This is a genomic window from Nocardia brasiliensis NBRC 14402 (assembly GCF_000308475.2).
In the GTDB taxonomy this organism is placed as follows: Bacteria; Actinomycetota; Actinomycetes; order Mycobacteriales; family Mycobacteriaceae; genus Nocardia; species Nocardia brasiliensis.
Window position 1 is genome coordinate 77,016 of record NZ_BAFT02000015.1, and the last position, 20,288, is coordinate 97,303.

The 20,288-nt window shown below is 68.1% G+C and carries 22 protein-coding genes; 6 read left to right on the plus strand and 16 right to left on the minus strand.

Annotated elements, in window-relative coordinates:
* Positions 1-162: 162 nt before the first annotated feature.
* A complete protein-coding gene (fadD11, locus tag TY25_RS02725; RefSeq protein ID WP_042253847.1) occupies positions 163-1,965 on the plus strand; it encodes a fatty acid--CoA ligase FadD11 in 1,803 nt (600 codons plus the stop codon).
* A 315-nt stretch (positions 1,966-2,280) separates the two neighbouring features.
* Here the strand turns inward: fadD11 and TY25_RS02730 are convergent, their stop codons facing one another.
* The 4 genes from TY25_RS02730 to TY25_RS41405 form a co-directional block, all read right to left on the minus strand.
* Positions 2,281-3,378 carry an MBL fold metallo-hydrolase gene (locus tag TY25_RS02730; RefSeq protein ID WP_052382757.1) on the minus strand — a complete coding sequence of 366 codons (1,098 nt, stop codon included), beginning with the start codon at positions 3,376-3,378 and terminating at the stop codon, positions 2,281-2,283.
* 261 nt (positions 3,379-3,639) lie between these two features.
* A complete protein-coding gene (locus TY25_RS02735; RefSeq protein ID WP_042253849.1) occupies positions 3,640-4,695 on the minus strand; it encodes a fatty acid desaturase family protein in 1,056 nt (351 codons plus the stop codon).
* 78 nt (positions 4,696-4,773) lie between these two features.
* Complete coding sequence (locus tag TY25_RS02740; RefSeq protein ID WP_172595853.1) at positions 4,774-5,178, minus strand: NUDIX hydrolase; 405 nt, start codon at positions 5,176-5,178, stop codon at positions 4,774-4,776.
* Between the two features lie 108 nt (positions 5,179-5,286).
* Positions 5,287-5,445 carry a hypothetical protein gene (locus tag TY25_RS41405; protein WP_226887341.1) on the minus strand — a complete coding sequence of 53 codons (159 nt, stop codon included), beginning with the start codon at positions 5,443-5,445 and terminating at the stop codon, positions 5,287-5,289.
* Between the two features lie 262 nt (positions 5,446-5,707).
* On the opposite strand from TY25_RS41405, the gene TY25_RS44395 reads away from it, so the two are divergent.
* Genes TY25_RS44395 through TY25_RS02750 form a run of 3 tightly spaced genes read left to right on the plus strand, consistent with a single transcriptional unit; the run spans position 5,708 to position 7,603 of the window.
* A complete protein-coding gene (locus tag TY25_RS44395; protein WP_256656775.1) occupies positions 5,708-5,842 on the plus strand; it encodes a hypothetical protein in 135 nt (44 codons plus the stop codon).
* Positions 5,843-5,891: 49 nt separating this feature from the next.
* On the plus strand, positions 5,892-7,103 hold the full coding sequence (locus tag TY25_RS02745; RefSeq protein WP_042253851.1) for a hypothetical protein: 1,212 nt from the start codon (positions 5,892-5,894) through the stop codon (positions 7,101-7,103).
* An 11-nt stretch (positions 7,104-7,114) separates the two neighbouring features.
* Entirely contained in the window at positions 7,115-7,603 is a 489-nt protein-coding gene (locus TY25_RS02750; protein ID WP_042253912.1) for a UCP032817 domain-containing protein, read from the plus strand.
* Here TY25_RS02750 and TY25_RS02755 read toward each other — a convergent pair.
* From TY25_RS02755 to TY25_RS02770, 4 genes are read right to left on the minus strand one after another with little or no spacing between them, the layout of a single operon-like run.
* A complete protein-coding gene (locus TY25_RS02755) occupies positions 7,577-8,980 on the minus strand; it encodes an MFS transporter (protein ID WP_042253853.1) in 1,404 nt (467 codons plus the stop codon). The genes TY25_RS02750 and TY25_RS02755 overlap by 27 nt on opposite strands.
* Positions 8,981-8,983: 3 nt before the next feature.
* Entirely contained in the window at positions 8,984-10,090 is a 1,107-nt protein-coding gene (locus tag TY25_RS02760) for a winged helix DNA-binding domain-containing protein (protein WP_042253854.1), read from the minus strand.
* A gap of 18 nt (positions 10,091-10,108) precedes the next feature.
* Positions 10,109-11,059, minus strand: coding sequence for a M56 family metallopeptidase (locus tag TY25_RS02765; RefSeq protein WP_042253855.1), 951 nt, complete (start codon positions 11,057-11,059; stop codon positions 10,109-10,111).
* Entirely contained in the window at positions 11,056-11,460 is a 405-nt protein-coding gene (locus TY25_RS02770; protein ID WP_226887342.1) for a BlaI/MecI/CopY family transcriptional regulator, read from the minus strand. Before TY25_RS02770 ends, TY25_RS02765 begins: the two co-directional genes overlap by 4 nt.
* Positions 11,461-11,601: 141 nt before the next feature.
* Here TY25_RS02770 and dinB point away from each other — a divergent pair, with 141 nt between their 5' ends.
* Positions 11,602-12,834, plus strand: coding sequence for a DNA polymerase IV (gene dinB / locus TY25_RS02775; protein ID WP_042253857.1), 1,233 nt, complete (start codon positions 11,602-11,604; stop codon positions 12,832-12,834).
* Positions 12,835-12,840: 6 nt separating this feature from the next.
* On the opposite strand, the gene TY25_RS02780 is transcribed toward dinB, so the two are convergent.
* The 8 genes from TY25_RS02780 to TY25_RS44750 form a co-directional block, all read right to left on the minus strand.
* Complete coding sequence (locus tag TY25_RS02780) at positions 12,841-13,392, minus strand: Uma2 family endonuclease (protein ID WP_042253858.1); 552 nt, start codon at positions 13,390-13,392, stop codon at positions 12,841-12,843.
* Positions 13,393-13,528: 136 nt separating this feature from the next.
* Positions 13,529-13,942 (minus strand): nuclear transport factor 2 family protein, encoded by a 414-nt coding sequence (locus TY25_RS02785; protein WP_042253860.1) that lies wholly within the window; start codon positions 13,940-13,942, stop codon positions 13,529-13,531.
* A 109-nt stretch (positions 13,943-14,051) separates the two neighbouring features.
* Positions 14,052-14,930 carry a phosphoribulokinase gene (locus tag TY25_RS02790; protein WP_042253861.1) on the minus strand — a complete coding sequence of 293 codons (879 nt, stop codon included), beginning with the start codon at positions 14,928-14,930 and terminating at the stop codon, positions 14,052-14,054.
* Positions 14,931-14,959: 29 nt separating this feature from the next.
* A complete protein-coding gene (locus TY25_RS02795) occupies positions 14,960-16,039 on the minus strand; it encodes a class 1 fructose-bisphosphatase (protein ID WP_042253862.1) in 1,080 nt (359 codons plus the stop codon).
* 16 nt (positions 16,040-16,055) lie between these two features.
* Positions 16,056-17,078, minus strand: a complete 1,023-nt coding sequence (locus TY25_RS02800; protein ID WP_042253863.1) for an AAA family ATPase — start codon at positions 17,076-17,078, stop codon at positions 16,056-16,058.
* A complete protein-coding gene (locus tag TY25_RS02805; protein ID WP_042253864.1) occupies positions 17,068-17,490 on the minus strand; it encodes a ribulose bisphosphate carboxylase small subunit in 423 nt (140 codons plus the stop codon). Before TY25_RS02805 ends, TY25_RS02800 begins: the two co-directional genes overlap by 11 nt.
* Before the next feature lie 17 nt (positions 17,491-17,507).
* On the minus strand, positions 17,508-18,437 hold the full coding sequence (locus tag TY25_RS44745; RefSeq protein ID WP_236639084.1) for a ribulose-bisphosphate carboxylase large subunit: 930 nt from the start codon (positions 18,435-18,437) through the stop codon (positions 17,508-17,510).
* A 25-nt stretch (positions 18,438-18,462) separates the two neighbouring features.
* On the minus strand, positions 18,463-18,951 hold the full coding sequence (locus TY25_RS44750) for a hypothetical protein (protein ID WP_236639085.1): 489 nt from the start codon (positions 18,949-18,951) through the stop codon (positions 18,463-18,465).
* 385 nt (positions 18,952-19,336) lie between these two features.
* On the opposite strand from TY25_RS44750, the gene TY25_RS02815 reads away from it, so the two are divergent.
* Positions 19,337-20,206 carry a LysR family transcriptional regulator gene (locus TY25_RS02815; RefSeq protein WP_226887343.1) on the plus strand — a complete coding sequence of 290 codons (870 nt, stop codon included), beginning with the start codon at positions 19,337-19,339 and terminating at the stop codon, positions 20,204-20,206.
* Positions 20,207-20,288: the final 82 nt, after the last annotated feature.

The following is a 20,288-nucleotide window of genomic DNA, read 5'->3' on the forward strand; positions in this document are numbered from 1 at the left end:
AGTCCACCCCCGGAAAGAGTCCAGCAACGGAATCCGCGCGGCGAACGCGGACCGCGGCGGTGAATTCCCTTGCTTCGGAAGCTAATCGGGCGAAACGGTCCGGGGTCGGTGGCCGGGACCTACCGTCTCAGGTAGTTCTTTTGCGGCGAGCGGGGTTGTGTGATGGATGAACCTACAACGTCTTGTGCAGCGTTTCAGCGGGTGGCGGGGATCGACCCCGACGCGGTCGCGGTCCGGTCGATCGGGGGCGCGCAAAGTCTGACGTGGCGCGAGTACGCGGCGCAGGTGCGTGCGATCGCCGCGGGGCTGAGCGCGCTCGGTGTCGGGCGCGGCGACACCATCGCGCTGATGATGGCCAATCGGGTGGAGTTCTATCCGCTCGAAGTGGGCGCCCAGCACACCGGCGCGACCTCGTTCTCCGTGTACAACACCCTCGTGCCCGAACAGTTGAACTATGTGTTCGGTAACGCGGGCAACCGGGTGGTGATCTGCGAGGCCCAATACGTGGACCGCATCCGCGCCTGCGGCATCCCCATCGAACACCTCGTCTGCCTCGACGGCGCACCCGCGGGCACGATCAGTGTCGAGGATCTGAAAGCCCTGGGCCGCAACGATTTCGATTTCGAGGCGAGCTGGCGCGCGGTGCGCCCCGACGACGTGCTCACCCTGTGCTACACCTCGGGCACCACCGGTAACCCCAAAGGCGTCGAACTCACCCACGCCAACCTGCTGTTCGACGCGTACGCCTTCAACACGGTGCTGTCGGTCGAATTCGGCGACCGCCAAACCTCGTACCTGCCGACCGCGCACATGGCCGACCGGTTCACCGCGCTGTACCTGCAGGAGGTGTTCGGCACCCAGATCACCGTCGTGCCCGACCGCACCCAACTGCCGGCCGCGTTGCTCGACGCCCGCCCGACCATCTGGGGCGGCGTACCGCGGGTGTGGGAAAAGTTCAAGGCCGCAATCGAATTCGCGGTCGCCAACGAACCCGACGACACCACTCGCGAGGGCCTGCGCTGGGCACTGGGGGTCGCCGCACGCAAGGCCGACGCGCAACTGGCAGGCAAACCGATCGACGACCTCCTGGCCGCCGAATGGGCGAAGGCCGACGCTGCCGTGCTGTCCAAGCTCCGCGCCAAACTCGGCCTGGACCAAGTGAAGTGGGCGATGTCGGGAGCCGCGCCGATCCCCGCGGAAACACTCGGGTTCTTCTTCGGTCTGGGTATCCCGATCTCCGAGGTCTGGGGCATGTCCGAGGTGACCTGCATCGCCAGCGTCGCCGCGCCCGAGGACGCCCGGCTCGGCACCGTCGGGCGGCTACTGCCCGGCCTGGAAAGCCGGATCGCCGACGACGGCGAGTTCCTCATCCGTGGCCCCTCGATCATGCGCGCCTACCGTGACGAACCCGCCAAGACCGCCGAGGCGCTCGACGCCGACGGCTGGCTGCACACCGGCGACATCCTCACCCAGGACGCCGACGGATACCTGCGCGTGGTGGACCGCAAGAAAGAACTCATCATCAATTCCGCCGGAAAGAACATGTCCCCGGCCAATATCGAGAACGCCATCAAAGCCGCCACCCCGCTGATCGGCTCCATCGCCACCATCGGCGACCGCCGCCCGTTCAACACCGCGCTCATCGTGATCGACGCCGAAACCGCCGGACCCTATGCGGCCCAATACAATCTGCCCGACGCCTCCGCGGCGGGCCTGGCCGCCCATCCCGCTGTCATCGCCGAGATCGCGCGCGGCGTCGCGGCGGGCAACACGAAACTGTCCCGCGTCGAACAGATCAAACGCTTCACCGTCCTGCCGACCTTCTGGGAACCCGGCGGCGACGAGATCACCCTCACCATGAAGCTGCGCCGCAAACCGATCGCCGCCAAATACGCCCACCACATCGACCGCCTCTACACCCCCGAATGCCCGCCCGAAGTCCACGAACCCGTGCTGGACGGATGATCACGAGGAACTGGTGGCGGCATCGGCCGAGAGCCCGCCGCCACCAGTTCCTCGTGATCAACTGACCAGCAACACACCGACGCGACGCACCCCCGAGCGACCTCGGCGGTGTATCGCTGGCCTGTCACCTGGTCGCTCAGGGTGGCCAGCGCCTCGGCATCCAGGTGAGTGCCGATGCGGCCGCGTTCTGCTCCAGCCGGATCCACCGATGCGACGGCGACCGGGCGCCCGGAGGGCCGCCACCCCGGAGCGGCTCGGCCTGGGCGTACACCCAGGACAGCGCCACCCGGGCCGCGCTGTTCTATCGGCCCGCCCTCACAACGTGAAGGTGAGTAACTCCGGGCGGACGTAGTCGGCGGGGTCGTGCAGGGAGCGGAGTTCGGGACGGGCCGCGGCGGGGATGCGGGCCAATTCGGCGAGCAGGGGCGGATCGTAGGTGGCGGCGCCCGCGGTGACGCCGGGCAACCAATTGTCGTGATGCGCCGGCACGAACACCCTGGGCGCCAGCGCTTCGATGTAGCGGCGCGGGTCGCGCAATCCGTTGTTGAACTGGTTGAACCCTTGGATCGCGCCGATATGCAGGTCGGTCGAGGGCAGGCTCGCGAACAGGTCGTACACGTGCGGTGCGTGTTCGGTGAGCGGGCCGGTCGAGTCGTGCCATACCAGCGCGAATCCGGGCACCCGGAACTGATAGAGCAGCGACCCGCCTTCTTCGTCGCTCGACCGCGGCATGTTCTGCAACACCCCGGCCAGGGTGGGTGGATGTTGTACCAGCGCACACAGGTCCGGCAGCGGGAAGAACGGCGCCGAACCGCCCGGTTGCTCGGGCGCGGTCGGCGCGGAATGCAGATGCCGGATCGCGGTCACCTGCACGGCGCCGACGGTGAAATCGTGACGCTCCCCTGGCAACGATTCGGCCCCGCCCAGGGCGACCGTCTCGAACCCCGGGTCGCTGACCTGCGCGCGGATACTCACCCCGTGACCGGCGGTGCCGTACACGACCGCGCCGGTAGCCTGCGCGATCCGGCCCGCGTCACCGGCGTGATCGAAGTGCCCGTGCCCGATGAAGATCGCCTCCGGCGCCAGGTCGGCCAGATCCTGCGGTGTCGCGGGCACATACCCGGGGTTGGTGAGCCGGGGCACCCACGCGTCGAGCAGGAACACCGACCCGCCCATCGCCAGCGCATACGTCGTGCATCCCACCCACGCCAGCACCACCCGGTCCGCGCGCACCGCACCGGTCGCGGCGTCGACGGTGTCGGCACCGAAGAACCGCTGCCGCGCCGCCACCGTCAGCGGGTCCCCGGGCTCCGCCGACGCCGTCAATCGTCCCGCCGCCAGCAGCACCCCCGCGCCGAGCACCCCACCCAGCATCGTCCGCCGCCCGATCGACCGCCCCGCAAAGTTGCCCATCGCTGTACCCCACCACGGAACAAGAACCAGGGCAACCATTTCCCCGATGCGCCGAGACCTCGATGCGGACGCCGGCGACTTCACGTCAGGTTGTGCGGGGCGGTGTCGGACATCGTGGCCGACCGACGGCAGCTCACCGAGTCGGTTGCGCCGGCGATCCCACACCGGTCGGATGCGCAGCCTTATGCGGGTGCTCAGTGAAAGACTTCCTGCCCGTTTGCCGCTGGTCAGGCGCGGACATCTCCACTGACGTTGTGGCACTTAACTTTTCGCGGTTTCATCCAGTGTGCGCAGCGGAACGCCGACGTGGTGCAGGTGGGTGAGGGCTTCGCGGTAGGAGCGGATCAGGCCGGTTTCGTGGTACGGCACCCCGATTTCGGCGCAGTAGTCGCGCACGATCACCTGGGCGCGGCGCAGGTGCGGGGTGGGCATGCTCGGGAACAGGTGGTGTTCGATCTGGTAGTTGAGCCCGCCGAGGGCGAGGTCGGTGCACAGCCCACCGCGGACGTTGCGGGAGGTCAGCACCTGGCGACGCAGGTAGTCGGGACGATCGTCACCGGTCAGGGTCGGCATCCCCTTGTGGTTCGGGGCGAAGATGCAGCCCATGTACAGGCCGAAAAGTCCCTGGTGCACCGCGAAGAACACGAGCGCTTTGTCCACCGGCAGCACCGCGAACAACGCGACCGCGTACGCGGCGAAATGGCCGAACAGCAGCGCGGCCTCCCAGCCGCGATGTTTCATCGACCGGTTCTGCAACGCCCGCACGCCGGCCACATGCAGGATCAGTCCCTCCAACAGCAGCAGCGGGAAGAACAGATACGCCTGCGCCCGCCCGATGAGCCGAGGCAGACCGCGACTCGACCGGGCCTGGCGCTGCGACCACACCAGGATGTCAGGGGCGACATCGGGATCGAGGTCCTCGTGGTTCGGGTTGGCGTGATGGCGCGTGTGCTTGTCCTGCCACCAGCCGTAACCCAGCCCGATTCCCGCGTTGCCGACGATCCGCCCCGCCAACTCGGTCGGCCGCCGCAACCGGAACACCTGCCGGTGCGCGACATCGTGCATGACCAGCGCGATCTGGGCGAACGTCACCGCCAGGAACGCCGCGACCAGCAGCGTCCACCACGAATCGCCGACCAGCACGAACGCTGTCCATCCGGCGACGAACGCGATCCCGACGAGGCCGAACCGGATCGCGTAGTAGCCGGGACGCCGCTGCATCAGCCCCGCCTCGGTGATCCGGCGCAGCAGCCGGGCGTAATCGCCGTCGGCGCCGCGGCGCGGTCTCGACTCGGGGGCCAGGGCAGATGTCGTCATGTCCGCCGACGCTATCGGCCGGATTCTCGTCGCCGGTAATCCCTTGGTATGACGGGGAATCGGACTACGGAGTGATATTCAGCGCAGGTGACCGGCCTCGACCAGATCGTCGAACAGCAGTTGGTCGACCGGGGGAACCAGCGCGCGGTCGGCGTAGCCGAACCACGCCATCTCCTCGATCTCGCTGCTGACGGCCAGGGTGCCGCGATAGTCGGCGGTGTAGCAGCTCATCCGCACGACCAGACCCGTCTCGGGGCCGTGCACCGCCTCGTAGGTGCCCACATGCGCGACCGTGTCCGGCAGCAACGCCACCGTCAGTTCCTCTTCGATCTCGCGCAGCAGCGTCTGCAGGTCCGTCTCGCCGCCTTCGCGTTTCCCGCCCGGGATGTAGAAGACGTCCTTGCCGCGCGGCCGGGCACACAGGATCCGCCCGTCCTCGATCCGCACCCATGCCACCGTATCGATCAGCCGCTCGTCGGTCACCCACGCACCCTAACCACCCGTCCGTCACCGGTGGCACCGGGCCGCACGAAGACGTGTGCCGCACCGGGTGCTGAGACCCGGTGCGACACACGCATCAGGACCGCGACCTCACCGGCTCAACCGCTGGAACCGCCGCACCGCCAACGGCAGGAACATCACCGTGATGAGCTCCGGCCACGGCACCCCCATCAGCAGCGCGTGCTGTTCGATCCAGGAATCCCCGCTGCCGACCGGTGTGCCGAACAACTCGTGCGCCGCGGCGACCATGGAGGAGATCGGGTTCCAGCGGCGATCGCCCCCAGCCAGCTCGGCATCAGTTGCGGGGCAACGAAAATGCTCGAGATCATGAGATGCGGGACGGCTTGGAACACTATCTGGCGCAACGGAATACGGGTTAGCCGAGATCCGGTCGCCACCGCCGGCGTGCGGGCGGCCGGAAAATGTGACGGCCGTCGCACCCCGCGCGAAGTCTTTACTCGTGCTTTACCATGGGCATGCAGGTAGATTACATCGATCGAAGGATGCTCCAATGAACGATCTGATCAAGACCCTCGCGCAGGATGCCAACTGGGACAAGTGGGTAGCCGTCAACTCCGAATCCGGAGCCAAGGACGGGTGCATCTCCAAGGCAGGTTGTATTTCCAAGGCGGGCTGCATCTCCTAGTCGCGGTCCCGGGGCCGAGCCCGGCTCGGCCCCGTCCGCCAGGACCCCCATGACCGACACCGCTCTCACCCGCCCCCTGCCGAGCGCGTTCGTCGACGCGACCCGCGACATCCCGTTCTATCGGGCATCCGCTGCGGCCAACGCCTTTCCGATCATCACCAAAGCCGAACTCGCCGAATCCTTCCCGGATTCGTTTCTCACCCCGCAGGTCAGCGCGGCCCTGGAAACCGGTGCCGCGCAATTTGTCTGGTCCACCGGCACCAATCACGCCCGGATGCCGCTCATCCGGCCGCCGCTGTTCCTGCTGAAGACCTACTACGCGGTGTGGCGCGATCATCCGCAGATCGGCGACACCTTCGCCGCCGGCGTGCCCCGGGTCTCGCTCACCACCCGGCTGGCCACCGAGCACGTCGCGCGGGTCAACGAGGCCAAAGGCGGTGCGCCCGGGGATCTGGCGCGGCGCTGGCTCGACGAACGCACCGTCTACATCAACCAGGACCTCGATCCCGCGACCTGGCCGGCCGCCGCGGTCGAGCGCATGCTCGCCGAGATCGAGCACGTCCGCTCCGAAACCGGCGGCGGCCGTTACCATCTCGACTGCTCCTCCTATCACGCCGCGCACCTGCTGCTGGCCGCCGGGGACCGGTTCGCCCGCCCGGTCAGCGCGATCCACGGCTACGAGTTCACCCCGCGCAACGTGCGCCGGTTCCTCACCGAACGACTCGACTGCCCGGTCGTCGAGCTGTTCGGCAGCACCGAACTCGGCTACCTGTACTACGGCGACACCCGGGGCCGCTACCACCCGCACCTGGTCGACATGGAGGTCGAACTCCAACCGATTCCCGGCAGCCGCGGCATCCACAGTCTGGTCGTGTCGAGCATCCGCAACCCGTTCATGCCGTTGCTGCGCTACAACACCGGCGACTGCGTGCACACCGCCGACGGATCGGCCGACCCCGCCCGGATCGTGCGATTCTGCGGACGCGAGAAGGAACTGTTCGTCACCGACACCGCAATCACCTCACAGGCCGAACTCGACGACGTCATCGCCGCGACCAGCCCGCGGATCTTCGTCTACCAGTTGTCGGTCCCCCGCGCCGAACTCACCTACACCACCTTCGACGGCGCCGCACTCGAACGGCCCGTCGAGGCCGAACTGGCCGCCGCCACAACAGCATTGACCGGCACACCCGTGACGGTCGCGCACCGCACCCATATCCCGATCGGCAAGTCCGGCAAATACGCCTGGCTGGCCCGGTGAAGGAGCAGGCGATGAGCGAACAGGAAATCCTCGGCGAGCTCTACCAGGAGACCGTCGACTACACCCGCGAGCACAACCAGGTCGACGAAGCGACCGCCCGCGTCCAGGTCCGTGAAACGGTCCGCTATCTGACGCTGGTCTCCGCGCACCGCGACGCACTCAGCGGGTTGTTCCTCCCGGTCGAGCAGGTGATCGACGAGGTGTGGCACTACCTCATCCTGCAGACCCGCGAGTACGCCGAACTGTGCGAGCACCGTTTACCCGGCGGCTATTTCATCCACCACCGGTCCATCTCCTACGGCGACTACGGGCAGCGCCAACCCTCGCGGGAGGCGATGATCGAACAGTTCCTGCGCTGGATTCCGCTGTACTGCCGTCGATTCGGTGATTTCGACGCCGAGGGCGGGCGCTGGTGGACGATGGTGCGGTTCCTGCACGAGGAGATGGGCCACAGCCTCGCCGAGATCTCGGCGCTAGCGCCCGCCGACGCGCCGAGCTGAGCGCAGGGCGGCGGCGATCACCAGCGCCGCCAGCCCGATCTGCACCACCAGCACCGTCACCATCGCGCTCTGGTGGCCCGCGGACCGCACCACCGCACCGAACACCGTGCCCAGTACCGCCGCGCCCGTGGCGATCGAAACCTGTTGCGCGGTGAGCAGCACGCCCCCGCCCATCCCGGCCAGCGCGGCCGGGACCAGCGACAGCATGTGCGCGTTCATGGTGCCGAGCGTGATGCCCTGCCCGGTGCCGATCAGCAGCATCGCCACACAGATCAGCGGCACGCTCGCCGCACTCACCCCCACCGCCATCCCCGCCAAGCCGAGCCCCTGCACGGTCGCGCCCAACGCGATCGCGCCGACCCCGAGCCGCCCGCGCAGGCGCGGCACCGCGAACGAGGACACCAGGAATCCCGCCGCCATCGGCGCGGTCAACAGCCCGGCGAGCAGCGGCGCATGCCCGAGACCCTCCTGCAAGGTCTGCGGCAGCGCATAGAGGAACCCGCCCGCGCCCGCGAAGAACGGCAGCATCGACACCAGCGCCCAGCGCAGCTGCGGGCTGTCGAACATCCCTGCGGGCACCACCACCGGGCGCCCGGCCGCGACCCCGCGCCGCTGCTGCGCCAGCCACGCCCCGCCGAGCACCACCGTGAGCACCGCAGGTAGGACGGTCAGCGGGCCCAGTGTGCTCGACAGCGCCGCGGTCAGCAGGAACGACAGCACCGTCAGCGACAGCAGCGCACCGCCACGTCCGTCGATCTGCTGGGCGGTGTTCGGTGCGGTGTCGGGGACCATGCGCGGCAACAGGATCACCGCGACGAGGCCCAGCGGAATGTTGATCAGGAACAGCCAGCGCCACGCACCGCTGCCGCCCACCAGATCGAGCAGCGCGCTGCCACCGATCAGCCCGACCAGCGCCGACACCCCGCTCATCGACGAGTACCAGCTGATCGCGCGCTCCCGGCGGTCGCCCGCGTGCGCGGTGACCAGGCCGAGCACCTGCGGCATCACGAATCCCGCGGCGATCCCCTGCACGATCCGCCCACCCACGAGCACCTCGAAACTCGGTGCCACCCCGCAGATCAGCGACGCGAGCAGAAAACCCGTTGCCGCCACCCACAGCACGCGGCGGCGCCCGAACCGGTCACCGACGCGCCCGCCGACGATCAGCAGCGAGCCGAACCCGGCCAGATAGCCGACCAGCACCAGGCTCAGCAGCGCCGAGCCCTCGGCGAGCCCGAAATCGCGGCGGATGCCCGGCAGCGCCACCCCCGCGATGAACGCGTCCATCATCGGCACGAACGCGCACGCGAGCACCAAAACGATGCCGGGCGTGCGCAATACGCGGTCCTCGGCCAGCGAACCCCCGTGTTTGTTCATCTATTACCCGGCACGCACCGGCAAGGTGTCGCGCCCGAGCGCCACCGCGAGCCGATCGAGGGCCGCGTCGAGTCCGCGCTTCGGCACGGGCGCGTCGTCGAACATCGAGAGCACCACCGCGTCCTCGGCCAATTCCCAGGTCCCCACGATGCGACCGCCTGCCACCACGATCGGCGAGATCCAGCCCGCCGTGCGGCTCACCTTCGCGCGATGATCCCCGGGCAGCAGCACCGAATCGCCGGTGCCGGGGCCGAGCACGTACTGGTCGAAGCCGCCCAGCAGATGCACCGATGTGCCCGGGCGGGTGGCGGCGAGCTGTTCGAGGTCGCCGGTGCGGACATACCCGGTCCTGCCCTCCACCTCGACCTCGGTGAGCGCCGCGCCCAGCTCCGAGAACCACCGGCGCAGTACGGTTTTGCGCAAGCTGCCGCGACTGAGCCACGCGTCGAACGTCTCCGGCGTCGCGGGACCGTAGGCGCCGAGATAGGCCAGGATCGCTTGTGGGGCTGCGTCATCGGGCTCGGGCAGCCCGGGCCAGTCCTTGATCGACTGCGCCGGATCGGTGAACGTGATCTTGTTGCCCTTGGCCGGTCCGTGACAGATCGCGCCTTGCCAGGCAAGGGGTTTGAGCAGCGCACCCCACCCCGATCGCAACTGTTCGCCCAGGCGCTCGAAGCCGGGATCGGCCACGATCGCCGCGACCAGTTCCTCCCGGGTCAGCGTCTTGCCGTCCAGTACCCTGCGCACCTCGTCGGTCAGCGCCGCGACCTCGGCCGGTGACGCGCCGAAGTTGCGCTCCCACACCGGTTTCTCCCAGGTGCGGGCCGAGGCGATCAGCGAGAGGCAGGCCGCGGCCAGTGCGGGGGTGAGCGCGTGCAGCGTGCCGCGCATCGCCCACGTCTTGATCAAGGTGCCCTCGTTCAGCCCTCGCACCAGCGCACCGGGCGCGGGTGTCGAACTACGCAGGGCGACGGCCGTTTCCGCGGACGAGGTGACCTGTGCCTGCACCCCCGCCAACCGCTCGACCACCTCGGACACCGTGCCGGCCGGGGCGGTGACGAACTGCCGCTCCAGCCGCCACGCGAATACCTGATCCCAGGTCAGTCGCATGGTTCTCCTTCGAAAAACTCAGCCTAGAACGGCGCTACAGAAAGCCACCGTAGCGGCCACGAAACCGAAACCGGTGACCGTCGCGGCGATCACGCCGAGCAGCGCCGTGCGGGTGGTCGCCCGCTGGATCGCGCTCACCGGATCGACCAGGCGTTCGGCCCGGGCCAGTACCGCGGTCCCCGCCGCGGCCAGCGCGCCCGACGGGACCGGCTCGGTGACGCCGAGGATGGCGAGCAGGCCGCCGAGCAGCGGTTCGGAGCCGTACTTGCCCGCGGCCTTGTCGTCGGCGCACATCTCGAGCAGCCGGCCGATCTCGGTCGCGCCGACGGTGACCAGGCGCAGGCCGGGCAGCGTCGTCGCGATACCGCGCAGCACCGCGGTCAACGGCGCGTGCCGGCCGGCCAGGTGCGCGTGTTCGTGCGCGAGCACCGCGTCGAGCTGATCGGGGGTCAACGCGTCGAGCGCGCCGCTGGTCACCACGATGGTGTCGGGTTTGCCCGGCACGCAATAGGCTTGGCGCTCGGGCGAATCCAGCACAAGCGCGCCGACTCCGGGCACCCGCCGCCCGACCAGCCGCAGCGCCTTGGCGTGCGCGCTCGTGCGCCGGCGCATGTCCTTGACCACCGACACCGCCCGCGCCACCACCGCCATCGTGCAGGCGGCGACCAGCGCACCCACCGCGAACGTCGCGGCCTTCGTCGCGCCGCTGCCGTCCTCGTGCAGCGGCGTCCACATGATCGCGAAGCAGGCCTGCAACGCGTCGTGCGGATGTCCCCAGTAGGTGGCGAACTCGACGGTGAGCATGGTCGCCGCCGCGGCCCACGCGCCGAGCGTGCCGGTGATCGCCACGAGCCACGCGACGATGCCCAGGCGCGGCGCGTTGCCGCGGCGGGTCAACCGGATCAGCACCGGCGGGCCGAGCACGGCCACCACGATGCCGTAGAGCATCAGAGCTACGGCCAGGGTCATGGGGCGGCGCCTTCGGCGCCCGGCGGAGCGTCCGGGGTCTTGCGGGCGGTGAGCCTGCGTAGCGCGGCGCGCAGGCCCGCCGATTCCTCGGCGGTGATCCGGTCCACGAAGTGGCTCAGCACCAGATCGGAGCGTCCGCCCGCGCCCAGCGCCTCGAGCATCAGCCGCGCGCTGTGTTCCTCACGGGTCAACGTCGGCCAGTACTTGTAGGCCTTGCCGGAGCGCTCGCGCGCGAGCCAGCCCTTGCGATGCAGGTTGTCCATCGTGGACATGACGGTGGTGTACGCGATGTCGCGCTGTGCGGACAATTCGTCGAATATCTCACGAACCGTGGTGTCCTCTGCGTCCCGATCCCAGATGCGGTCCATGATCACCGCCTCCAGGTCTCCAAATCCGCGCACTGTACCGACTCCCTCATCCAAAAGTGCCCTACCGTCGGGCCAGAATACCGGTTCCGGCGCATTGCTACGTAGTTGAATCGTAGATTCGTCGGGTGCGCGGACGCGCACGGGGTTCCGGATGTCGGTGCGCTATGCGAACATATGTTCGTGTCCGACGCCCCCGCCTCCCGCCCGCGGATCGCCGCGCGGGCCGAAGCGTCGATCCTGCACGCCGATCTCGACTCCTTCTACGCCTCGGTCGAACAGCGCGACAATCCGCGCCTGCGCGGCAAACCGGTGATCGTCGGCGGCGGGGTCGTGCTCGCGGCCAGCTACGAGGCCAAGGCGTTCGGGGTGCGCACGCCGATGAACGGCGGGCAGGCGCGGCGGCTGTGCCCGCACGCCATCGTGGTGCCGCCGCGCATGGCGGCCTACGCCGAAGCGAGCAAAGCCGTGTTCGAGGTCTTCCACGACACCACCCCGGTGGTCGAGGGCATCTCCATCGACGAGGCGTTCCTCGATGTCGGCGGGCTCCGGCGGATCGCCGGTGCACCGATCGGCATCGCCGAAGGCCTGCGCGCGCGGGTGCGTGACCAGGTCGGTCTGCCGATCTCGGTGGGCATCGCGCGCACCAAATTCCTGGCCAAAGTGGCCAGTGCCGTCGCCAAACCCGACGGCCTGCGCTGTGTACCCCCGGACGGCGAACTGGACTTCTTGCATCCGTTACCGGTCGAAAGACTGTGGGGCGTCGGCGATGTCACCGCGCGCACGTTGCACGAGCACGGCATCACCCGGGTGGGCCAACTCGCCGACCTCGGCGAAAGCCCGCTGCGCGCGATCCTCGGCCCCGGCGCGGCCCGGCACCTGTACGCGCTGTCGTGGGCGCGGGACCCGCGCCGGGTCGAGACCGGGGTGCGCCGCCGGTCCATCGGGGCGCAGCGCGCGCTCGGGCGCGTCCCGCATCCGCCCGAGGAGATCGAGGCCTACGTGCACGGCCTCACCGACCGGCTCGGCCGGCGCCTGCGCGCCGCCGACCGCATCGCCCGAACCGTGGTGCTGCGCATGCGTTTCGACGATTTCACCCGCGCCACCCGCTCGCACACCCTCGCCGAAGCCACCGACCACACCGGCACCCTGCTGGGCGCGGCCCGCACGCTGCTCGGCGCGGCCGGCCCGATGATCCAGGAGCGCGGCCTCACCCTCATCGGCCTGGCCTTCACCAACCTCGAGAACGCCGACCCCTACCAACTCCCCCTCCCCTTCGACCACCGCCCCGGCAACACCCTCGACGCCACCCTCGACAGCCTCCGCCACCGCTTCGGCTCCGCCGCCGTCACCCGCGCCGCCCTCCTCAACCGCGGCGAAGGCCTCTCGGTCCCCCTCCTGCCGGACTGACCAGGTTCAGCCGTCGAGCTGCTCGAACAGGATCGTCGCCGGAAACGGGCTCTCCAGTGCCACGGCTTCTTGATGGGTTTCGACCAGCCGATAGACGCGAGTCGCCCAATCGAGGCGATACTCCTGAATCATCTTCACGTACAAGCTCGCATCCAGATGCACCACGAGGTAGACGGGGATGCCCTCGTAGGCGTATTCGGCCAGTTTGTCGACTGTGTCGGTATAGCCCGAGCCCGGCGAGACCACTTCGACGACGAGCAGGGCATCGCCGGTCGTCAGCTTCGTTCCGCGCTCGACGCACCGATAGACCGTGACGTCGGGTCGCCGAAACGAGAACGCGCCGTCCCGGGGTTGCCGACGGGTGAAGCGAACGTCGACATCGGTCGACACCCGGGTGCACGGGTCTTCCGGTTTCGCGGCCTCCAGATGATTGGCCAGACGCCGAGCGACGTCGCTGTGTTCGGGTGAACCGCTCTGGCAACGAATGACGTTGCCGTCGATGACCTCGATGAGCTTGCGCAAATCGTCCGGCAGCACATCATAGGCGGCCTCGGACATCTCCAAAGCGCCTGGATCATCGGCCCATACCGGAAGAACGCTCACTGACTGCCTCGCTCGGAGTAGGGCTATCGGTCGATGGTGATGCTACGCGGCAGATGGCCGGTCGCAGGCGCGCGCCGAGCGCCGGGTCGGGTCAGGGGGTGGGTTGGGATGGGGTGGCGGCGAGGGCTTCTTCTTGGATACGGGGGAATTGGGCGGCCATGGCTTCGGAGATGGCTTGGGCGGCGGAGAGGGGGCGGACCATGACGGTGAGAGCGTCGATCTTGCCGGACTCGTCGTAGTGCAGGAAGTCGCAGCCGTTGACGGTCTTGCCGTTGACGGTGGCCTCGAAGACCAGGGCATGGTCGCGGCCGCCGGCGTCGGCGATCTCGCGGACGTAGCGGAAGTCCTCGAAGACTCGCAGCACGCCACGCAGGATCGCGGTGGTGATCGCCTTGCCCGGGTAGGGCTTGAACGCGACCGGGCTGGTGAAGACGACGTCGTCGGCGAACAGGGCTTCGATCGCCGCGGTGTCCCGCGCTTCGACGGCCTCGCGGAACGTGGTCATATCCCACCTCGCATATGCAACTCGTTGAATAGGGTCCGATCGACAGTAGCCCAGGACCGCGCTTCTCCACCAGAGGTGCACCCGATGCACAACGGCACCGGGTGCCGGATCAGCGGGCGCGCTTGGGCCGCTTGTCCATCAGCCGCAGGATCAACGGCGTGAAGATCAGCTGCATGGCCAGCTCCATCTTGCCGCCGGGCACGACGATGCAGTTGGGCCGCGACATGAACGAGTCGTGCAGCATCGAGAGCAGATACGGGAAGTCGATCACCTTCGGGTCGGCGAAGCGGATCACCACGAAGCTCTCGTCCGCGGTGGGGATGCTGCGGGCGATGAACGGATTGGAGGTGTCCACGGTCGGCACCCGCTGGAAGTTGACGTAGGTGTGCGAGAACTGCGGGCAGATGTACTTCACGTAGTCCGGCATCCGGCGCAGGATCGTGTCGATCACCGCCTCACTGGAATAGCCGCGTTCGGTCTTGTCCCGGATGACCTTCTGAATCCATTCCAGGTTCACGATCGGCACCACCCCGACCAGCAGATCCGCGTACTGCGCGACGTTCACGCTGTCGGTGACCGCGGCCCCGTGCAGTCCCTCGTAGAACAGCAGGTCGCTGCCGGGCATCAGGTCTTCCCACGGCGTGAACGTGCCCGCCGGTTGCCCGTACGGTTCGGCCTCGCGCTCGTCGTGCAGATACTTGCGCACCTGCCCGACCCCGGTCTCGCCGTAGTCGCGGAACAACCGCTCGAGTTCCTTCAGCAGGTTGGCCTCCTCGCCGAAATGCGAGAACGTGACGTTGCGGCTCTGCTCGGCCTCGGCCATCGCCTGCTTCATCTCGTTGCGGTCGTAGCGATGGAACGAATCACCCTCTACCACCACCGCATTGATCCCTTCGCGGCGGAAGATCTCCTGGAAGGTCCGCGTGACGCTGGTGGTGCCCGCACCAGAGGACCCGGTGATGGCGACGACGGGATGTTTGACCGACATGGCACTCCTCGATGGCCGGCGGACAGAACTCAGTGCGGCGCGGGCCGGAACAGCGAGCGCGACCCGAACAGCGAGCTGTCGAAGCTCGGTCCTTCGTCGGGCTCGGCGTGATACCGCTCGATCCGCGCCACCTCGTTGCGGGAGCCGAAGATCAGCGGCACCTGATGGTGCACCTCGCGCGGCGGCACCTCGAGCACGCGTTCCCCGCCGGTGGTCGCCCAGCCGCCCGCCTGTTCGACGATGAACGCGATCGGATTGGCACCGTAGAGCAGCGCGACCCGGCCGGGCCGCACCGGCGGCCGATCGTCGTGCGGATACAGGTAGACCCCGCCGCGGGTCAGGATGTGAAAGGTGTCCGCCACCAGCGACGCGACCCAGCGCATGTTGAAATCGCGCCCGCGCGGGCCCTCCACCCCGTCGAGGCATTCGTGCACGTACCGGCGCACCGGGCGCTCCCAGAACCGCTCGTTGGCGGCGTTGATCGCGAACCCGGAGGTGTCCTCGGGGATGCGCATGCGCGGGTGGGTCAGCACGAACGCGCCGATCTCACGGTCCAGGGTGAACCCGTCCACACCCCGGCCGGTGGTGAGCACCAGCATCGTCGCCGGGCCGTACAGGGTGAAGCCCGCGCACACCTGATGCACCCCGGCTTGCAGGAAATCGCTTGCCACCGGGCCGTTCTCGCCCGGTTCCGGGGCGCGCAGCACACTGAAGATGGTGCCGACGGGCAGATTCACGTCGATGTTGGAAGAACCGTCGAGCGGATCGAACGCCAGCAGATATTTGCCGCGCCGATGCGCGTCGGGCACCGGATGAACGGCCGACATCTGCTCGGAGAGCAACGCCGCCAGATGTCCCGTCCACTGGGTCTCGGCGACCATGATGTCGTTGGCGATCGCGTCGAGCTTGCGGTGCACCGTCGGCGGCAGATTGTCCGGCTCCGCGGCGCCCAGCGAACCGACGATGGCACCCCGGGTCACCTGGTTGGCGATGATCTTCGTCGCCGTCGCGACCACATTGACCAGGGCCGAGAATTCACCGGACGAGCCGGGATGCCGATGCTCCTCCTCGATCGTGTACCGGGTGAGCGTCTTGAGTCCTTCTGGCATGGGCGCCTCGTTCTCCTCACACCGGAGCCCGCGCGCTCGGCCCGTCCGGCGGCGCTGTGGTGCTGCGGTCGTGCTCGAACACGCTGCTGCCGTAGACATCCCGGTCCGTCAGCGTGATCAGATCGGACTTGCCGAGCGGCCGGTGCAGCTCCACCAGCCTTTTCGCCTGTCGCAGCCGGCAGCGGTCCAGCGCGTTGCGCACGCTGCGCGCGTTGGAGAACCGGGGCCGGGCCATCCGCAACGTCAGGTACTCGGCGAACGCGGTGTGCGCGGCCGGATCGAACCGGAAGTTCTCCCGCGCCACCATCAATTCGGCGATACCGAGCAACTCCGCGTGCGTGTAGTCGGCGAACTCCAGATGATGGGCGACCCGCGAGGACAGGCCCGGGTTCGCGGAGAAGAAGCGCTCCATCCGATCCGGATAGCCGGCGAAGATCACGACCAGGCTGTCGCGTTCGCTTTCCATCTCCTGCAACAGGATCTCGATGACCTCCTGCCCGTAGTCGCGCTCGTTCTCCGGGCGGAACAGGTAGTAGGCCTCGTCGATGAACAGCACCCCGCCCGCCGCCTTGGCCAGCGCCTCCTTGGTCTTGGGCGCGGTGTGGCCGATGAACTGCCCGACCAGATCGTCACGGGTGACGGTGTGCACCTTCGGTTTACGGATATAGCCCAGCGCGTGCAACATCTCGGCCATGCGCAGCGCGACGGTGGTCTTGCCGGTGCCCGGGCCGCCGGTGAAGCTCATATGCATGGTGGGCCGCGACGAACTCAACCCGAACCGCTGCCGGGCCCGGTCGATCAGCAGCAGTGCCGCGATCTCACGGACCCGGCCCTTCACATTCGCCAGCCCGACCAGTTCGGCGTCGAGCCTGCGCAGCGTCTCCTCGACGTCGTTGCCCGCGATATCGGTCGAAAGATCCAGCAGCGCATCGGCATCCAGCGGCTGCGGCGCGGCCTCGGCAGCAGGCTCGGCGCGTACCGGCCTGCCGTCGCCGGTACCGGGCCGGTGCAGCCGGAAACCGTTGTGTTCAGCCGCCATACCGCTGCCCCTGGCGGTCGTCGGTGGCATAGGAGTGGAAACCGTAGCGCTGCCGTCGATCCGGGCCCTCGGCCCGGGTCAGCACGAAGCCCGGCTCGTCGCCCGGACGCTGCACGAGGAAACTCAGCGCCGTCGTCTGCCTACCGTAGCGGGCGTCATAGGCCAGCACCCGCACGTAGTGATGCGGGAAGGTCGCACGGCAGGCGTTGATCTCGGCGAGCACGCCGTCGGGCTCGTCCAGATCGAACAGCGGCAGGCCCCACATCTCCCAGTAGGCGTTGCGCGGATGCGGGTCGTCGGTGTATTCGATCGACACCGGCCAGCTGTTGAGCAGTGCGTAACGCACCTGCGCGGCGATCTCGGCATCGGTGAATTCCGGGAGGTAGGAAAAGGTTCCGTGACGCAGATACATGAGTGGCTCCTGGACGGTCAGCGGGTCGCCGTCGGCACGGCGTCGGGTGCGTCGGTGGCGGCGTAGTCGAAAGTGACATCGCCCCAGGTCGCCAGCGCGACCTCGAGCGGGCGGCAGCTCTCGGCCGCGTTGCGCAGCACGTCGGGCCCCTCCTTCAGCAGATCGCGACCTTCGTTGCGCGCCTTGACCACTGCCTCCAGCGCCACCCGGTTCGCCTCGGCGCCCGCCGCGATGCCCAGCGGATGGCCGATGGTGCCCCCGCCGAACTGCAGGATCACGTCGTCACCGAACAGGTCGAGCAGCTGATGCATCTGGCCGGCGTGGATACCGCCGGAGGCGACCGGCATCACCCCGGGCAGGCTCGCCCACTGCTGATCGAAGAAGATGCCGTTGCCCGGATTGGTGGGAATGTGGTTGTCCCGCAACGTGTCATAGAACCCCTTGGTCATCGCCGGATCGCCCTCCAGTTTGCCGACGACGGTGCCTGCGTGCAGATGATCGACACCGATCAACCGGCACCACTTGGCCAGCACCCGGAAACTCACCCCGTGCGTCTTCTGCCGGGTGAAGGTGGAATGCCCGGCCCGGTGCAGATGCAGCAGCACTCCGTTGCGCCGCGCCCAATGCGACATCGACTGCATCGCCGTGTAGCCGACGGTCAGGTCCATCATGATCACGACGCTGCCCAGTTCCTTCGCGAACTCGGCACGTTCGTACATGTCCTCCATCGTCGCCGCGGTGACATTGAGGTAATGGCCCTTGAGCTCGCCGGTCTCGGCGATCGCGCGGTTCACGCCCTCCATCGCATACAGATACCGGTCCCGCCAGCGCATGAACGGCTGGGAATTGATGTTCTCGTCGTCTTTGGTGAAATCCAGGCCGCCCTTGCACGCCTCGTACACCACCCGGCCGTAATTGCGTGCCGACAGACCCAGTTTCGGTTTCACCGTCGCGCCCAGCAGTGGCCTGCCGTTATTTGTTCAGATATTCGCGCTCCATCACGGTGCCGTGCGGCGGGCCCTGGAACGTTTTCACGTATGCCACCGGAATGCGCATGTCCTCCAGCCGCAGCGCCAGCAAAGGTTTGAAGCCGAACACATTACCGATCACCGAGGAGGTCAGATTGGTGATCGAACCTTCTTCGAAAAGGTCGAGATCGTAGGCGATATACGCGAAATACTCGCCCGCCCGGCCGGGCACCTCGTCGATCCGATAGCACTTGGCCTGATACTTGGTGTGCGCGGTGAGCCGGTCGGTCCACACCACCGTCCATGTCGCCGTGGATGATTCGCCCGCCACTGCGGCCGCCGCCTCGATCGGATCGACGCCGGGCTGCGGCGTCACCCGGAACACGGCCAGCACATCGGTATCGGAGGGTTGATAGTCCGGCGCGTAATACCCCATCGACGCATACGACTGAACACCCGGATCCCACCGGTCCCGCTCGGTTGCTTCGGCCATCGTTCCTCCTGGCGGTCGGTGATCGGCAGGCGCGTCCGGCGATTCGGGTTGTGCGCCTTGCGAATTCCAGGATGACGGCAGCGCGGACAACAAACAATTTGATTGTTCCTGCGTAAGCTCAACCGAAAAGTAAGGTTTCGTCGTACTCGAGTTCGGGAAAGGGCGGCGAGGAGTGCTGGAAAACTTCCGGAGTCGCTACGAACACCCCGGAGCGCGCACCACTCCGGGGTGTTCGAGCACGGCGCGGAAGGGGAGTCACGCGCCGCCGTCGGGTTGACCCTGACAGATCCGATGTTTCCACAGATCACCGCCCGCGCGCCGCTCCCGCGACGCCATCAATTCCTATGGCACCAGAGTCACCGTCGAAGTCTGCTACCGTCGGCGGATGGCAGCGGTCAGTGCCGCCAGGATGGAAACTTTCCTGGTCGTGGCCAGGATGAGCAGCATCCGGCGCGCCGCCGCCCAGCTGCACATCACCGAGGCCGCCGTCTCCGCGGCCGTCGCGCACATCGAGAAACAGCTGGGCGCCAAGCTGATCGCCAGATCCGGGCGCGGCATCGTGCTCACCGAGGCCGGCCGCGTCTACGCCGGATACTGCCGCAGCATCCTCGGACTGATGAACGAAGCGCACGCCGCCGTCCAGCAGGCCGAAACCGGGCGACTACGCATCGGCGTGGTCGCCACCGCGGGCGAATACGTGCTGCTGCGCCCGCTCGCCTCGTTTCGCCACCGCTTCCCCGATATCGAACTCAGCCTCTCGGTGCACCCGCGCGACGTGCTGTTCCTCGAATTACAGCACCACGAAACAGATCTCGTCATCGCCGGCCGCCCGCCCCGCAACACCGGACTCGTCGTCCGCGCGCGCCGAGCCAGCCGCCTGGTCGTCGTCGGCGCCGCAGGCCAGCGTCCACTACAAGCCACGTGGCTGCTGCGCGGGCGCGGTTCCGGCACCCGCGATGCCACCCTCGGACTGCTCGATCAACTCGACCTCGCCCCACCCACCCTCACCCTCGGCAGTCACGGCGCCGTCCTCGCGGCGGCCCGAGCAGGTCTCGGCGTCACATTGATTCACAGCGACGCCGTCTCCCAAGACCTCGAAACCGCTGCGCTGCACATCCTTCCGGTCACCGGCACCCCCATGGACCGCCCCTGGCACGCCATCACCACCCGCACCCCCACCCCCACCACCCGCCTGTTCCTCAATCACCTCTGCGACGCCGCCGAAGTAGGCTGCGATGCTTTCCACCCCGCGTGAGGAGGGAGCCGCCCGCTCCGGCGCGAATGATGCAGTGGGAGACGCCGACCGGTGATGTCCCGCGCCGGTCGGGAATTCCTGG

Bases quoted from the DNA above. Each gene is read 5' to 3' on its own strand.
- fadD11 (WP_042253847.1), top strand. From the start codon at position 163: ATGGATGAACCTACAACGTCTTGTGCAGCGTTTCAGCGGGTGGCGGGG.
- TY25_RS02730 (WP_052382757.1), bottom strand. From the start codon at position 3,378: ATGGGCAACTTTGCGGGGCGGTCGATCGGGCGGCGGACGATGCTGGGT.
- TY25_RS02735 (WP_042253849.1), bottom strand. From the start codon at position 4,695: ATGACGACATCTGCCCTGGCCCCCGAGTCGAGACCGCGCCGCGGCGCC.
- TY25_RS41405 (WP_226887341.1), bottom strand. From the start codon at position 5,445: ATGGTCGCCGCGGCGCACGAGTTGTTCGGCACACCGGTCGGCAGCGGG.
- TY25_RS44395 (WP_256656775.1), top strand. From the start codon at position 5,708: ATGAACGATCTGATCAAGACCCTCGCGCAGGATGCCAACTGGGACAAG.
- TY25_RS02745 (WP_042253851.1), top strand. From the start codon at position 5,892: ATGACCGACACCGCTCTCACCCGCCCCCTGCCGAGCGCGTTCGTCGAC.
- TY25_RS02750 (WP_042253912.1), top strand. From the start codon at position 7,115: ATGAGCGAACAGGAAATCCTCGGCGAGCTCTACCAGGAGACCGTCGAC.
- TY25_RS02755 (WP_042253853.1), bottom strand. From the start codon at position 8,980: ATGAACAAACACGGGGGTTCGCTGGCCGAGGACCGCGTATTGCGCACG.
- TY25_RS02760 (WP_042253854.1), bottom strand. From the start codon at position 10,090: ATGCGACTGACCTGGGATCAGGTATTCGCGTGGCGGCTGGAGCGGCAG.
- TY25_RS02765 (WP_042253855.1), bottom strand. From the start codon at position 11,059: ATGACCCTGGCCGTAGCTCTGATGCTCTACGGCATCGTGGTGGCCGTG.
- dinB (WP_042253857.1), top strand. From the start codon at position 11,602: ATGTTCGTGTCCGACGCCCCCGCCTCCCGCCCGCGGATCGCCGCGCGG.
- TY25_RS02780 (WP_042253858.1), bottom strand. From the start codon at position 13,392: ATGTCCGAGGCCGCCTATGATGTGCTGCCGGACGATTTGCGCAAGCTC.
- TY25_RS02785 (WP_042253860.1), bottom strand. From the start codon at position 13,942: ATGACCACGTTCCGCGAGGCCGTCGAAGCGCGGGACACCGCGGCGATC.
- TY25_RS02790 (WP_042253861.1), bottom strand. From the start codon at position 14,930: ATGTCGGTCAAACATCCCGTCGTCGCCATCACCGGGTCCTCTGGTGCG.
- TY25_RS02795 (WP_042253862.1), bottom strand. From the start codon at position 16,039: ATGCCAGAAGGACTCAAGACGCTCACCCGGTACACGATCGAGGAGGAG.
- TY25_RS02800 (WP_042253863.1), bottom strand. From the start codon at position 17,078: ATGGCGGCTGAACACAACGGTTTCCGGCTGCACCGGCCCGGTACCGGC.
- TY25_RS02805 (WP_042253864.1), bottom strand. From the start codon at position 17,490: ATGTATCTGCGTCACGGAACCTTTTCCTACCTCCCGGAATTCACCGAT.
- TY25_RS44750 (WP_236639085.1), bottom strand. From the start codon at position 18,951: ATGGCCGAAGCAACCGAGCGGGACCGGTGGGATCCGGGTGTTCAGTCG.
- TY25_RS02815 (WP_226887343.1), top strand. From the start codon at position 19,337: ATGGCAGCGGTCAGTGCCGCCAGGATGGAAACTTTCCTGGTCGTGGCC.